Below are 13,775 nucleotides of genomic sequence, written 5' to 3'. Positions count from 1 at the left end.
CTCACCCGTGCCAGTACACCCATCCGCGGTCGCATGGACGACGTGACCGGACTGACGGAATTCGCCGGCGACGGTCAAGCGACTCCGGAGACGAGACGTTGAGCAAGTTCTGGGGCTGCGCGGTTGGGATTTTCGCCCGCCGGTGACGCGGGTGGATCCCGTCCATGCTTCGGCTTCGACGTGGGTGGCCGGTATGGCCAGGGGGTGGAGCAGTGCTTCGGCGCGGGGCGAGCCGATGAGGGCGGCGTGGTACGCGCGGAAGGGTGCATGCTCGATTCTGTCGACAGGGCTGTTGATTCTCGCGCTGAGATCCGACATGGTGAGTGAAACGAGTGCGTGATGCGCCGTTCATGCAGAGGAAGGAGGTTCTTCATGGATGACACCGACCGCGCGATTCTGCGGGAGCTGCAGATCGACGGCCGCATCCCCTACGCCGATCTGGGGCCGAAGGTGGGGCTCTCGCCCTCGGCTGCGCGGCTCCGGCTGCAGCGGTTGATCGACGCCAAAGTGGTCCAGGTCGTCGGAGTGACCGACCCGATGACCATGAACCAGCAGACGATGGCGCTCCTGGGGCTGCGGGTCGGAGGCGACTCCCGGGCCGTGGCGGACGAGCTCTCCCGGCACGACGAGGTTGTCTACAGCGTTCTCACTTCTGGTCGCTTCGACCTGTTTGCCGAGGTCGTGTGCAGTAAGCCGCGCGATCTCCTGGACTTCATCAACGATGTCGTACGGACCGTCGACGGGGTCGCGTCCGTGGAGAGCTTCCCGTACTTCGGCATCCACACCCACCGGTTCATGTGGGGGGTCGATTAGAGCCGGTCCGGCGGATCATGCCGCGTCCGTCGCGGGTGCGGTACTCCTTCTCGTTTCATGCCGCGGTCGCGGGTTCGGACCTCTAGTCGCTCGCGGCTTCACCCGAGGAGTCCGCCCGTGCGCGAGTTCGTCGGTGCCGACGCTCCGCCTTACCTGCCCGCTCCGCCTCGCAGTCGCCGCAGCCGCATCCGTTCATCTGAACGGAAAGACGCCTACCGCCCCACGCGCGGACTGATCTGCCGGACAGGCCCAAGCGGCGTCCGCGCACCCGCCACTTCACGCTTCGCCCAGCCAGCAGCCAGCAGCCAGCCAGCCAAGGACCTCCATGCCGCTCGACGAGCACCGCACCATCGACTTCTTCACCCAAGGCGCTCTCCCCGCCCCCCAGGTGACACCTGTTCAGGCCGAGGGCATAGCCGGTCAACTGCTCGGAGTACCCGTTCGCGCGCAGGAGCTGGGGAGCCAGCAGGACGCCAACTTCCTGCTGTGCGACGGTGACGGCACGCCCTTGGCGGTGTTGAAGGTGGCCCATCCGGCCTTCGGTTCCGCGGAGATCGACGCTCAAGATGCCGCCGCCGACCTGATCGCCGCGGCCCACCCGGAACTGCGCGTCGCCACCGTCCTGCGTCACCCCGACGGTTCTGCTCTGTGCCGGACAGTGGACACGGAGAGCGGGCCGGCGATCGCGCGGCTGCTGCGATACCTGCCCGGTGGTGCTCTCTCGGGGCCGCGACACCTGTCGCCGAGCACGGTGGCGGCCATGGGCACGATCACCGGAAAGGTCTCCGCGGCCCTGCGCGATTTCCGGCACCCGGGCCTTGACCGCGTGCTGCAGTGGGACCTGCGCCACGCCCATCGAGTCGTCAGCGAACTCGACCAGTACGTCGGCGAGTTGGATCGCCGTGCGGCTGTCCGCGCCGCGACCGCCGACGCCTGGGCACAGGTCGAACCGCATGCCGAGCGGTTGCCGCTGCAGGCCGTGCACCTCGACCTCACCGACGACAACCTGATACGCACTCCGGACAACCACCTCCCCGTGCCCGACGGCATCATTGACTTCGGTGACCTCACCACGAGTTGGGCGGTCGGCGAACTCGCCGTATCGCTGTCCTCGATGCTGCACCACGACGGAGTCGAGCCCCACCAGGTGCTGCCCGCCGTCCGCGCGTTCCACGCCGTACGTCCGCTGTCGGCACAGGAGACGGACGTGCTGTGGCCGCTCGTGGTCCTGCGTGCCGCCGGCCTGGTCGTCAGCGGGCGCCAACAGGCCGCTGTCGACGAGGACAACACCTACGCCACGTCCGCGCTCGAACGTGAATGGCGCATCTTCGAGCAGGCCACCAGCCTGCCCCTGCCCGTGATGACACACCTGGTCAAGGACGCCGTCGGCCGGGCCGACGCACCGGTGACGACGGATGTGCCGCCGCATCTGCTGCTGCGCGGCCTCGCCGCCGACGACATCACCGTCCTGGACCTGTCCACCGGCGCCGACGCCATGGACCGCGGCGGTTGGTGCGAATCTGGTGCCGAAGACCGGCTGGCAGCGCAGGCGCTCGCGGAGGGAGCCGCTGCCGCGGTCACCCGATACGGACAGGCCCGCCTCACTCAGGCACCACCCCTGTCAGCCCTTTCCCCCGCCACCGTGCCCACCGGCATCGACCTGTGGCTCGACAGGCCCGTCTCGGCGCAGGCGCCTGCCGCGGGAACGATCCTCGCCGTACAACCGGGCCGACTGGAGATCACGTACGGCCCGCGGGTACTGACCCTGTCCTTCCCCGACACGGTTCACCCACTGATCACCACCGGCACGGAGGTCGAGGCGGGCGAGTGCCTGGCCCACTTCGCCCCCGACACCACGCTTCACATCGCGATCCACAACCCCGACAGTCCCGCCGTCCCCCACATGGTGCGGCCCGAGTACGCCGCCGGTTGGCTTCCGCTCACGGCGGACCCGGCCCGCCTCCTCGGCCTCCCGGCCGGCGACCCCATCCGCCACGCGGACCACGCGGACCACGCGGACCACGCGGACCACGCGGATCTGTTGGAGCGGCGAGACGCGGTGTTCGCGACCGTACAAGGGCACTACTACGCCACCCCGCCCCGCATCGAGCGTGGCTGGCGCCACCACCTGCTCTCCACCGACGCCCGCTCCTACCTCGACATCGTCAACAACGTCACCCCGCTCGGCCACGCCCACCCGCGCATCGAGCGGGCCGTCGCACGGCAACTGCGGCGCCTGAACACCAACTCGCGGTTCCACTACGCCTCGGTGGTGGAGTTCACCGAGCGCCTCGCCGCACTGCTGCCCGACCCGCTGGACACGGTGTTTCTCGTCAACTCCGGTTCCGAAGCGGTGGATCTCGGTATCCGGCTCGCCATCGGCGCCTCCGGCCAGAGCGACGTCGTCGCGCTGCGCGAGGCCTACCACGGCTGGACCTATGCCTCCGACGCGGTCTCCACGTCCCTGCAGGACAACCCCAACGCCCTCGCCACCCGCCCCAGTTGGGTGCACACCGTGGACTCGCCCAACTCATATCGCGGCCGGCACCGAGGGCCGGACGCCGCCCGCTACGCCCCCGAGGCCGTCGCCGCCATCGACGAACTGGCCTCGTCCGGACGCCCGCCAGGAGCCTTCCTCAGCGAGACCTTCTACGGCAACGCCGGGGGAGTGGCGCTGCCCGACGGCTACCTCGCCCAGGTGTACGCAGCGATCCGCCGCCACGGTGGCCTGACCGTCGCCGACGAGGTCCAGGTCGGCTACGGCCGCCTGGGCCACTGGTTCTGGGGCTTCGAGCAGCAGCAAGTCGTCCCCGACATCGTCTGCGTCGCCAAGGCCATGGGCAACGGCCACCCGCTCGGCGCGGTCATCACCTCCAAGGCGGTCGCCGAGAAGTACCGCGAGCAGGGCTACTTCTTCTCCTCGACAGGCGGCAGCCCAGTCTCCAGCACTGTAGGTCTCACCGTCCTGGACACCCTGCGCGACGAAGACCTCCAGGGCAACGCGGCACGCGTCGGCCGCCATCTCAAACACCGCCTGACGGCGCTGGCCGACCGCTACGGCATCATCGGCGCCGTGCACGGCTCGGGTCTGTACCTCGGCCTCGAACTCGTCCGCGACCGCGACCGCCTGCAGCCCGCGACGGAAGAGACCGCGGAACTGTGCGACCGCATGCTCGACCTCGGAGTGGTCGTCCAGCCCACGGGCGACCACCTCAACATCCTGAAGATCAAGCCACCGCTGTGCATCGACACCACCGCGGCCGACTTCTTCGCCGACACGCTGGAGCGGGCCCTCGACCAACTCGGGTACGCCTCCTGACGTCGTACACCCGGGGCCGAGGCCCGGTGGCGTACGCCGGGCCGTCCCAGCCGCCGCACGCCGACGAACGGAGTCGATCACACGACTCCCACCGCTGGGCCTCGCTCCGCCACGACATCCAGATGCCCCCACTCCAGTGAAAAGCGTCGCCGTCGACGGCTCGCCTGCCTCCGATCGCCGGCATCCAGATCCGACCGTAAGACTTGGACAGGAGAATGATGATGGACACGATCGTCGTCGGCGCGGGAACAGCCGGCATCACGGCAGCACGACTGCTTCACGCCGCAGGACAGCAGGTGGTCGTGCTTGAGGCGCGGGACCGCGTCGGTGGGCGGACGTGGACGGACCGCACGGCAGGCTTCTGCGTCGATCGGGGCGCCTCATGGATCCATGGCCTCACCGGCAACCCGCTTACGGGAATTGTCGCCGCGCTCGGGATGGAGACGCGCGAGTTCACGGTGGGCAGCTTCCAGGCCGGCGGGCGGCCGATCGCCGACTACGACGAATCTCTGCGCCTGCTGGACGACGACGCGACACGAGAATGGACCCTCGACGTCGACACGGCAGATGAGCTTCTCCAGGCCACCGTCGCGAAGTCCGGTCACGACGAGAGTTACGCCATTGCCGCCGAGCGCGCCCTTGCCGCGACCGGATGGGAACCCGAACGCGCCGAACGCGTGCGTGCCTTCTACCGGCATCGGACGGAGGAGCAATGCGGCGCGGAGGTCGAACAGGTCGCCGCTCATGGCCTCGACGAGGACGCCATCGAAGGTGACGAAGTGATCTTCCCGGGCGGCTACGATGCGCTGCCCCGCGCTCTCGCCGAAGGTCTCGACGTGCGTCTGGGAATGACCGTGACCGCCGTCACCAGGTCGCCTGCGGGGGTGCGCGTCGACACGGAGAACGAGTCTTTCGAGGCCGCGCACGTGATTGTCACGGTGCCGTTGGGCGTGCTCAAAGCAGGGGCCATCGACTTCACGCCCGCTCTGCCCGACGCCGTCGCGGGACCCATCGCTCGGCTCGGGATGGGCGTGTTCAACAAGGTCTTCCTGCAGTTCGAGAAGCAGTTCTGGCCGGACGATGTCTACGCGATCCGGCAGCACGGCCCGGCCGGTGTGCCCTGGCACTCCTGGTACGACGTCTCCGCGGTCAGCGGCAGGCCGATGCTGCTCACCTTCGCCGGAGGTGCCTGGGGGCGGGAGATCGAGCAGAAGGCCGACGATGAGGTGGTCTCGTCGGTACTCAGCTCCCTCCGCAAGATCTACGGCGACGCCGTACCCGAGCCGGTGGCGCACTGGATCACCCGATGGGGCAGCGACCCGCTCGCCCTCGGCTCGTACTCGTACGTCGCCGTCGGCGCTTCGCACCACGATCACGATGCGATGGCAGAACCCGTCGACGGCGTTCTCCACTTTGCAGGCGAAGCGACCTGGGGGCGCGACCCGGCGACCGTCCACGGCGCGCTCTGCTCAGGCCATCGTGCGGCCGAGCGGGTCCTCGGTTCACCGCTCTCCCTGGCCGAGCTCACACGGGGCATGAACCCTTCGACGTGACGTCATCCAAGAGACGTCATCCCATACTTGGCACCACGCCGTGGGGAATCCCCGTCCTTCTAGGCAGGAGACGGCAACAAAGAGATGCGTTGAGGGGCTGAGCCGGGGCCGGCTCGCGGATCGCAGAGATGGACAGCGCCCAGGCCGCCGTGGCGCTGGTCAGCGATCGCCCACCGCCCCACAGCGGCGATCCGGACCCGCTGGACGTGTGGACTGAGGCCGACCGCGCGGCCGCCGTCGTCAGCATCAGCCTGGTTGCCCCTCGTCGTGCGTGACGGGCACCTCGCCCTGGACCTGTGCCCAAGCAGCTCGGCTGGGTAAATTCCCACTGTCTACACGGCAGTTGGGCACAGGGGGAGGGCACACAAGTGAAAGTCGCAGTCGTCGGTGCCGGTGTTGTCGGTAGTGCGATCGCGTGGCGGCTCGCTCAACGCGGCGCGGAAGTGCTGTTGGTCGACTCAGGCCAGCCCGGCGAGGCGACCACCAGGGCCAGCTTCGCCTGGGCGAACGCAAGCAGTGTGGAAGATCCCGCGTACTTTGCCCTGCGCGAGAGAGGGCTGCACGAACTCGCCGGGATGGCGGACGAACTCGACGCGCAATGGGTACTGGCCACCGGGCATCTGCGCTGGGCCGCAGCCGAAGGCGACTCGGCGAAGCTCCGCAGCAGGGTCGACAGCCTCGCTGCACGCGGGTACCCCGCCCAGATCGTGACCGCCCGGTACGCGAACGACGTCCTGGAGCCGCACGTGCGGTTCCCCCATCCTGATCATCCAGTGGCGCACTTCCCGGCCGAGCCGGCCATCGACGCCCCACGTCTGGCCAGGCAGCTCACTTCTCTCGCTGTCGCGCAAGGAGCCACTGCCCTCCTGGGCAGGCCCGTTCGGGGTATCGGCGTGAGCCAGTCCCGCATCACCGACATCACGGTCGGGACGACCACCCACCCGGTTGACGCAGTCGTCAACGCGGCAGGCCCACATGGCGACTTGGTAGCGAGAATGATCGGGAGAGAGCTTTCCCTGATCGAAGAACCTGGCTGCGTGGCCCGCCTCCACTGCAGGACCGACCCCGTCCGGCAAGCCATGCATGCACCGAACGTGGAGATTCGCGTGGACGGCCACCATCAAGTCCTCGTCCACAGCCGGACTGTCGACAACAAGCTGGGACCAACCGGCTATGCCCACCCCTCACACATCGATGAGCTGCTCTCCCTCGCCCGGGAGGTGGTGCCGGAACTGGCTGATGCGGAACTCGTCGATGCTCGCGTCGGATGGAGGCCGATCCCCTGGGACGGATTTCCCTCGCTCGGCTCGGCGACGGAGGCGCGGGGATACTACGAAGCCGTCACGCACAGCGGAGTGACCTTGTGCGGAATCGTGGGTCGGCTACTGGCGGACGAGATACTCACGGGGGTGAAACACCCATTGCTTGCTCCATTTCGTCCTAACCGACGGTGACATCCACATCGAGGCCTCCACCCCAGCAACGCGCCCACGCTGTGCCGGGAAGCCTGACGGCTCCAGCCCGACCGGCACCACCTATACAGCGGGAGCGACGTCCCCACGAGGTACAGCTCCCCAGGGCACGAGCCCCGTCCGGCAACCTGCCCCGATCAGGGGCCCCTGCTGCGTGCTCCGAGACTGGGCTGCCCCGCTGCCCCGCTGCCCCGCTTGCCCCGCAGGTCGGCCAGGTCCCGAGCGCAGGGACCTGGACACCAGGTACACGCAGTTCACGCCCAGGCCCATTTCCCCCTGCGAAGCAACAGTGCCGATCGCAGCCATCGACGTATGGCTGTGACAGTGACGGTCAAGCGGCCGACAAGTCGAGTTCGTACCGGCTCACCCAGGTGACAGGTCCTTCGTCCCGCCGCTGCCCAGGGGCGCCGCCCACAGCCACATCACCGCGGTGCACGAACCCGCGAGCCTCGTAGTAGGCGCGCAACCGCGCGTTGGAGCTCACGCAGTCCAGCCGCAGCGCGTCGGCACCACGGTGACGGGCGGCATCGGACGCCCATCCGAGCATCACCACCCCCAGCCCCGCAGCCCAGCGGCGCACCGCCATCCGATGCACGTAACCCGCGGACCCGCCGAGCTCCGTCCACAGGGGATCTTCCCAATCCAGAGTGATCGTGCCGGCGACGCTGCCTCCGACGCCGATGAGCCACGTCTCGCCACGCGCTATCGCCTCGGCAACCCACTCCGCTTCGAATCGTGCGGGCCACTGGGTGATCCCCCGCGCACCGAGCCAACCGGCCGCCTCATCGAGCACCTGCAGGACATCGTCCGTCTGTTCGTCGGCCGCGACCCTGAAGGCGACTTCACTGCCGTTCCAGTCCCACGTCATGCCTCGGATGATCGCAGTGCTCCAGCCGTCCGCGTAGCTCAACTGCCGCTTTCGGAAAGGGATACAGGGTGGACAGCCACCGTGGCTGACACACACGGCAAGGTGCTGCACTTGTCACGCGTGATCCGGTCACACGGCCCAGGGCTGGAACAACCCGCCCCGGGCTGCAGGATCTACGATCCAGCACGCAGCCCCAGGGCACTGCGCTCCGCCACACCCGAGGGAAGGTCGGTCTCTCCCGAAGCCCCGACTTCTTCCGTCTGCACGCGGGCCGAATCGGCGCGGTCGACCTGTCGCAGCGCGAGCAGCCCGCCGACGCCCGGAACGAGGGCCACGGCCTTGGCGGCGGGCGGTGCCTGTTGGAGGCGCCATGTCGCGATCACGACGAACAGGTAGGCGCAGCCGTGGGTGGGGCCGGCCAAGGACGAGATGGGCTTGAGGTGGACGGTGAACACATTGGCCAGCATCACGATCAGGGAGATCAGCTCGACGTGCGCCGCGATGCGCGGATGGCGCGCAGACTGGACGTACATGGTCACACTCCCGTGGTGGAGCCGGGACGGATGATCATCAGTACGGTGACGGTGGCCCAGAGCAGATTGAAGATGCCGGTGACCATGGCGAGACGGCCCGGTGCCAAGGGAGTTGGCGCCGACAAGGGCGAGGCGGAACCCGTCGTCTCGGCCAGAGCGCGGTCCTGGGCGGGCAGGATCAGCAGGGCCAGGACACCGGCGGCCGCCGCGGTCAGGAGGATCGAGGTGATCAGCCACGCGTCGCCGAGGACACCGAGGCTGCCGGCTGTGGCGAGGCCGAAGAGGGGCACGGCGATGCCGATACCTGCGTAGACCCGGCAGATGCGGTGCAGAGTGCGCAGGGTCGTGAGGATGTTGCCGTCGTCGGAGTCGTCGGAGTCGTCGTCGGAGTCGTCGTCGGAGTCGGCATCGGGGGCGCCGAGGGCGCGTCGCAGGGTCGCGGGAAACATGCTGGCGGCGACCGTGACCGGGCCGACGGTGACGAGGGCGGCCAGGACGTGCAGGGACAGAAGGAGCTTGGTCACGCCTGGTACTCCGCAGTGGTCTGGCGCTCGCCGGTGACCTTCGAGGCCGGGAGGCGGCCGGCCTTGGAGGTGCCCTGGAGGGTGTCGTCGTCGACGGTCACATCGAATGCCAGGTTCAGCCGCAAGGGCTTGGTGATGGCCTGCTTCCAGGTGAGCCGGTCGCCGTCGAGGACCACATCGTGCAGCGGTACCTCCTCGCCGGCTCCGTGGGCGGTTCCGGTCAGGACTCCGTCGTGCCGACGGAGTTCGACCACGGCCTGCATCGTGCCGATGGGGGTGGAGATGGACAGGTTCCAGGTGCCTTCTACGGGCATGCCGATGTACTTCCTGACTGTGCGTTACGGGAATGAGGGAGTGACCGGCGGCGAGCGCGGCCGGGTGTTTCAAGGGGCGACGGGAGCCGGCCCGTGGGCGCGCCAGACAGTGCCGCGACGCTCGTGGGCGAAGAGTTCCTCGACCGCGTGCGCGATACGGGGGCCCAGCTCGCGCTCCAGCAGGTAGAGGCCCAGATCGAGCCCGGAGGTCACGCCGGCGCCGGTGATCAGGTCGCCGTCGTCCACGATGCGGGCGCGGACCGCGTGGGCGCCGGTGGCGTCCAGCATGTCCAGACCCAAGTGGTGGGTGGTGGCGTGGCGTCCCTCCAGCAGACCGGCCATGGCCAGGACGAGCGAGCCGCCGCAGACGGTGGCGACCGTCACGTCCGGATCCTCCATCGCCTGCTGCAGGAGGGCAGGCAGCTCGGTGGTCAGCGTGCGCCCCAGCAGCACCGGGATGAACTCGTCCTGCTTCCACTCACCGACGCCCGCCTCCTCTTGCGGCACCTCGCCGGGTTCGCCGACGCGGCCGGAGGCTCCGGGTACGAGGATCATGTCCGCCCGTTCCGGGTCGAGGGCTGCCGCGGCACGCAGCACCAGCCCTCCGGTGCCGCTGATCACCTCTCGGGGTCCCTCCGCCGAGACCAGTTCCACGGTCACCGCTCCGTCCGACGCCGTGCCACCGGCGTACAGCACTTCGTAGGGGGCGATGACGTCGAGCGGGTCGAAACCGTCGAACAAGACAACCTGGATGTGCATCGGGCGTTCCTTCGGGGTCGCTTTCTCTCCGACGCCTTGAAGTCAACCGGTAGTGGACCCGATCGCCCAGTGGCACGAGTGACAGGTTTCAACGAGAAATTGCCAAGAGCCTCCGGATGCCTCACAAGCGCGCTGACATGGGAATGTCCGGAGATCGGCTCGGATGCATCGTGCGGTGAGGAGGTAGGTTCTGGCCATGCACACCGTTGCCGTCCTCGCGCTGGATCAGGTGATCCCGTTCGACCTGTCCACCCCGATCGAGGTCTTCTCGCGGACCCGCCTGCCCGACGGCCGGCCCGGCTATCAGGTCCGGGTGTGCGCCGAGCGCGACGAGATCGATGCCGGAGCCTTCACCCTGCGCGCCCCCTGGGACCTCGCCGGCCTCCGGGACGCGGACACGATCATCGTGCCGGGCGTCGCCGACCCCACCGCCCCGCTCCCTCCCGCCGTACGTGACGCGCTACGCTCGGCCGCCGCTGACGGCACACGGATCGCCTCCATCTGCGCAGGCACCTTCCCCCTGGCCGCCACAGGGCTCCTCCACGGGCTACGCGTCACGACCCACTGGTGCGCGGCCGAGCTTCTCGCCACCCTCCACCCCGACATCGACGTCGACCCGGACGTCCTCTACGTCGACAACGGCCAGTTCCTCACGTCGGCCGGCGCTGCCGCAGGATTGGACCTGTGCCTGCACATGATCCGGCGCGACTACGGCTCGGCCGTCGCCGCCGACGCCGCCCGCCTGTCGGTCATGCCTCTGGAACGGGAGGGGGGACAGGCGCAGTTCATCGTCTACGACCACGCCCCCACTCCACAGGGCTCCGAACTGGAGGCGCTGCTCACGTGGCTGCGGGAGAACCTGGCCCGCGACCTCACCCTGGCCGACATCGCCGCGCGGGCCGGGACCAGTACCCGCACCCTGATCCGGCGCTTTCGCGAACAGACCGGCACCACTCCGCTCCAGTGGCTCCACCGGGCCCGCATCCGCCAGGCACAGCACCTGCTGGAAACCACGGCGCACTCGGTGGAGCGCATCGGCGGCCAGGTCGGCTTCGGCTCACCCACCACCTTCCGCGACCGCTTCAAACGCACCACCGGTGTCAGCCCGCAGAGCTACCGACGCACGTTCAGCTGATCCAGCGCCCAGGCGCCGCGGTCGAACAGGCCTTGACTGGTCGCCTCGCGCGTCGAGGTGTCACGTATGCGTGGCTGTTCCGGGACGAACGGCGAGACCACGAAGTGCTGCTGGTATCGGGACCTGTACCCGTACCCGTACCTGGACCTGGACCTGGACCTGAAATGGTCCTCGGCCGAAGAACGGCAAGGCGCGAGGAACAAGCCCCGGAAGGGGAAGTGTGTCCCCGTCGACCTGGTGGGCGCCGGCTCAAGGACCGCGCCGACACCATCAGGCTATGAGCAGGCGGAGGCCGAGATCCGCCGCGTCGAGGTGGGCGAGGTCACGGTTGCGCTCGGCCCATCGGCCGGAGTGGAGGTCGTCGCTGAGGCTTCGCACCGCCCGCTGTTCGGCCTCCGGCCCGACCCTCGTCCACACGGACACCGCACGGCGCACGTGATCCTGCAGATACGCGTCGGGTCGGCGCCAGTACGCCTCGAACAGGCCGTCAGCGCAGTCCCACGGGACGGGCACCGACTCGGCGCGGGCGCCGATCGCGTCTGCCATCCCGGCAAGTGAGGGAAAACCTTCGAGGACGGCGGCGAACTCGGGCAGGTAGTCGCGGGTGAGCCAGAACCGGTCCTGCCATCCGGGCTCGTCCGTGTCGAAGGTGAGCACCACCACGCGGCGGGCCACGCGCCGCATCTCGCGCAGCCCCGCTATCGGGTCCCCCCAGTGGTGAACCGTGGAGACGGCCATCGCTACGTCGAAGGAGTCGTCCTCGAACGGCAGGCTCTCTGCGGCGGCGGCAACGCACGGCGCCGAGCCGGCAGGTCGCTGTCCCCGCATGACCGCTGATGGCTCCACCGCGATCACCTCGCGATCGGCAGGCTCGTAGGAGCCAGTGCCGGCACCCACGTTCAGTACTGTCTGCGCGTCTCCGAGTGCTTGCAAGATCTGCCCGGCGATCCGCGGCTCGGTGCGTCGAGTCGCGGCGTAAGCGGTGCCGATCGCGTCGTACAGCCGTGCACCGAGCATCTCCAGTTGCTCCTCCGGTGTCACCTTCAGTCCCTTCGCCCGTACCTCAAGTTCCCTGTCGATGGCCGCCACCATGGCGTCGGCGCGATCACGCCGCTCCAGCAGCAGGCCACGAAGCCGGCGCAGGTGCGCAACCGCGTCGGTGGACGCGTCGCCCACCAGTTCCGCGACCTCCCGCAGGCCGAAGCCCAGCCGCCGGTAGGCCAGCACCTCCCGGAGCCGTTCCACGTCGCCCGCGGAGTAGGTCCGGTACCCGGCCGCGGTTCGTGCCGACGGACGCACGAGTCCGATCTCGTCATAGTGATGCAGCGTGCGGACGCTCACGCCGGCCAACTCGGCCACGCGTCCGACGGTCCAGTGATCCTCCACGGCACCGACTATGCAGCCTGACGTCACGTGAGGGTCAAGCCTGGCGGAAGACCATGGCGACGGCACGCTTGCTTGGCCGAACCCGTCCTTCTGGGGGCATGGTGGTTCGCCTCGGACTGTTGGGGAGGGGAGGGGAGGGGAGGGCTTGGGGGAATCTGCCGGGCCCCGGTGGCTGGGCCGTTGGCGCAGCGTCGTCGCGCCACCCTCGTGCGGATCGAGCCGCGCTTCGCCTGCGGAGCGACCCGACTGGGCGACACGAATGGGTATTTGGCGCAGGCCGGGCCCTTCGAGCGCGTAGCGGCCGGTGTTGTCGCCGATGGCGGTGGCCTCAGGTGCGTCTGCGTGGTGCGGGACCGCCGGGCGCTGCACAACCAATCTGCGCCGCGCGTTGCAAGGGAAGCACGGACGCAACGACGAACACTCCGAACAGTGTGAGGGGCAACAGTCGCAGCAGCTGCGGAGGATCGTCGTGAAGCCAGTGCCGGTTGCCCCATCCGTTGCCGCACACGTCCAGCACCATCACGGCGCCCGCCAGCCAGATGCCTTCTCGCCGCACGAGTCCCACCAACACGATGACCAGCGGATCGAGGACGACCAAGCTGACGAAGAACACCTGCAGGGGCACTTGGGGGAACATCGCATAGGCGTGAATGCCGTCACGGGCGACATCGAGCACGTGGGTGCGAGTCCCCACGAGGAAACCGATCAAGTACACCGCGAGGGTCCACCTCACCCACGCTGGTTGTCCGCCCCATCGCTCGCGCAGCCCGGCCCCCATCGGGCCAGCGTAAGGGGTGTCCCTCAGGCCAGGTCGGGGCTGTTCCCTTCTGGGGGCGTGAGAGGGGATCTCGGCGACCTGACGTGATGGGGTCCGACTCAGCGGCTTTGGTGTGATCTCGGAGTCCCGAACGGATGGCTCGGTGCCCCGCTCAGCATCTCCTACTGTGATGCCGCCAGGCCCGGTCTCGGTGTCGCGGATACCGAGACCGGGTTCCTAGAACTAGTACTGCAACGGTCTTTGCCCTGACTGGTGGGCAGTTTCGGGTGGTGTGTGGCCGCGTTGTTTGTAGTGGCTGATGCGGGCCTGGTGTTGTCTGCG

General features: G+C 68.8%; 13 protein-coding genes. 6 read left to right on the top strand and 7 right to left on the bottom strand.

What is annotated here, in order from left to right; genetic code table 11:
- The first annotated feature begins 372 nt into the window (after positions 1 to 372).
- The 5 genes from ACFC96_RS36065 to ACFC96_RS36045 all read left to right on the top strand — a co-directional run bounded on the left by ACFC96_RS36065 (position 373) and on the right by ACFC96_RS36045 (position 7,139).
- A complete protein-coding gene (locus ACFC96_RS36065; RefSeq protein ID WP_376222915.1) occupies positions 373 to 813 on the top strand; it encodes an Lrp/AsnC family transcriptional regulator in 441 nt (146 codons plus the stop codon).
- A gap of 325 nt (positions 814 to 1,138) precedes the next feature.
- Positions 1,139 to 4,132, top strand: coding sequence for an aminotransferase (locus tag ACFC96_RS36060; protein WP_376616306.1), 2,994 nt, complete (start codon positions 1,139 to 1,141; stop codon positions 4,130 to 4,132).
- Between the two features lie 203 nt (positions 4,133 to 4,335).
- Positions 4,336 to 5,685, top strand: coding sequence for a flavin monoamine oxidase family protein (locus ACFC96_RS36055; protein WP_376616304.1), 1,350 nt, complete (start codon positions 4,336 to 4,338; stop codon positions 5,683 to 5,685).
- 128 nt (positions 5,686 to 5,813) lie between these two features.
- Positions 5,814 to 5,960 carry a hypothetical protein gene (locus tag ACFC96_RS36050; protein WP_376616302.1) on the top strand — a complete coding sequence of 49 codons (147 nt, stop codon included), beginning with the start codon at positions 5,814 to 5,816 and terminating at the stop codon, positions 5,958 to 5,960.
- A 93-nt stretch (positions 5,961 to 6,053) separates the two neighbouring features.
- Positions 6,054 to 7,139: an NAD(P)/FAD-dependent oxidoreductase gene (locus ACFC96_RS36045; RefSeq protein ID WP_376222906.1), complete on the top strand. Its 1,086-nt coding sequence runs from the start codon at positions 6,054 to 6,056 to the stop codon at positions 7,137 to 7,139.
- A 349-nt stretch (positions 7,140 to 7,488) separates the two neighbouring features.
- Here ACFC96_RS36045 and ACFC96_RS36040 read toward each other — a convergent pair whose 3' ends face one another.
- The 5 genes from ACFC96_RS36040 to ACFC96_RS36020 form a co-directional block, all read right to left on the bottom strand.
- On the bottom strand, positions 7,489 to 8,025 hold the full coding sequence (locus ACFC96_RS36040) for a GNAT family N-acetyltransferase (RefSeq protein ID WP_376616300.1): 537 nt from the start codon (positions 8,023 to 8,025) through the stop codon (positions 7,489 to 7,491).
- A gap of 173 nt (positions 8,026 to 8,198) precedes the next feature.
- A complete protein-coding gene (locus ACFC96_RS36035) occupies positions 8,199 to 8,558 on the bottom strand; it encodes a DUF3817 domain-containing protein (protein WP_376616476.1) in 360 nt (119 codons plus the stop codon).
- Positions 8,559 to 8,560: 2 nt separating this feature from the next.
- Entirely contained in the window at positions 8,561 to 9,082 is a 522-nt protein-coding gene (locus tag ACFC96_RS36030; RefSeq protein WP_376616298.1) for a hypothetical protein, read from the bottom strand.
- Positions 9,079 to 9,396, bottom strand: coding sequence for a hypothetical protein (locus tag ACFC96_RS36025; RefSeq protein WP_376222895.1), 318 nt, complete (start codon positions 9,394 to 9,396; stop codon positions 9,079 to 9,081). Before ACFC96_RS36025 ends, ACFC96_RS36030 begins: the two co-directional genes overlap by 4 nt.
- A gap of 69 nt (positions 9,397 to 9,465) precedes the next feature.
- A complete protein-coding gene (locus ACFC96_RS36020) occupies positions 9,466 to 10,155 on the bottom strand; it encodes a DJ-1/PfpI family protein (protein WP_376616296.1) in 690 nt (229 codons plus the stop codon).
- Positions 10,156 to 10,351: 196 nt separating this feature from the next.
- On the opposite strand from ACFC96_RS36020, the gene ACFC96_RS36015 reads away from it, so the two are divergent.
- Positions 10,352 to 11,290 (top strand): GlxA family transcriptional regulator, encoded by a 939-nt coding sequence (locus tag ACFC96_RS36015; RefSeq protein WP_376222889.1) that lies wholly within the window; start codon positions 10,352 to 10,354, stop codon positions 11,288 to 11,290.
- Between the two features lie 270 nt (positions 11,291 to 11,560).
- Here ACFC96_RS36015 and ACFC96_RS36010 read toward each other — a convergent pair whose 3' ends face one another.
- Together ACFC96_RS36010 and ACFC96_RS36005 are read right to left on the bottom strand one after the other, a co-directional pair.
- A complete protein-coding gene (locus tag ACFC96_RS36010; protein WP_376616295.1) occupies positions 11,561 to 12,676 on the bottom strand; it encodes a MerR family DNA-binding transcriptional regulator in 1,116 nt (371 codons plus the stop codon).
- Between the two features lie 328 nt (positions 12,677 to 13,004).
- A complete protein-coding gene (locus ACFC96_RS36005) occupies positions 13,005 to 13,352 on the bottom strand; it encodes a hypothetical protein (protein ID WP_376616293.1) in 348 nt (115 codons plus the stop codon).
- Positions 13,353 to 13,775 lie beyond the last annotated feature (423 nt).

This window comes from Streptomyces sp. NPDC055955, assembly GCF_042270245.1.
Classification (GTDB): Bacteria; Actinomycetota; Actinomycetes; order Streptomycetales; family Streptomycetaceae; genus Streptomyces.
Note: the sequence above shows the minus strand (reverse complement) of the source record. Positions and strands in the feature narration are given on the sequence as shown.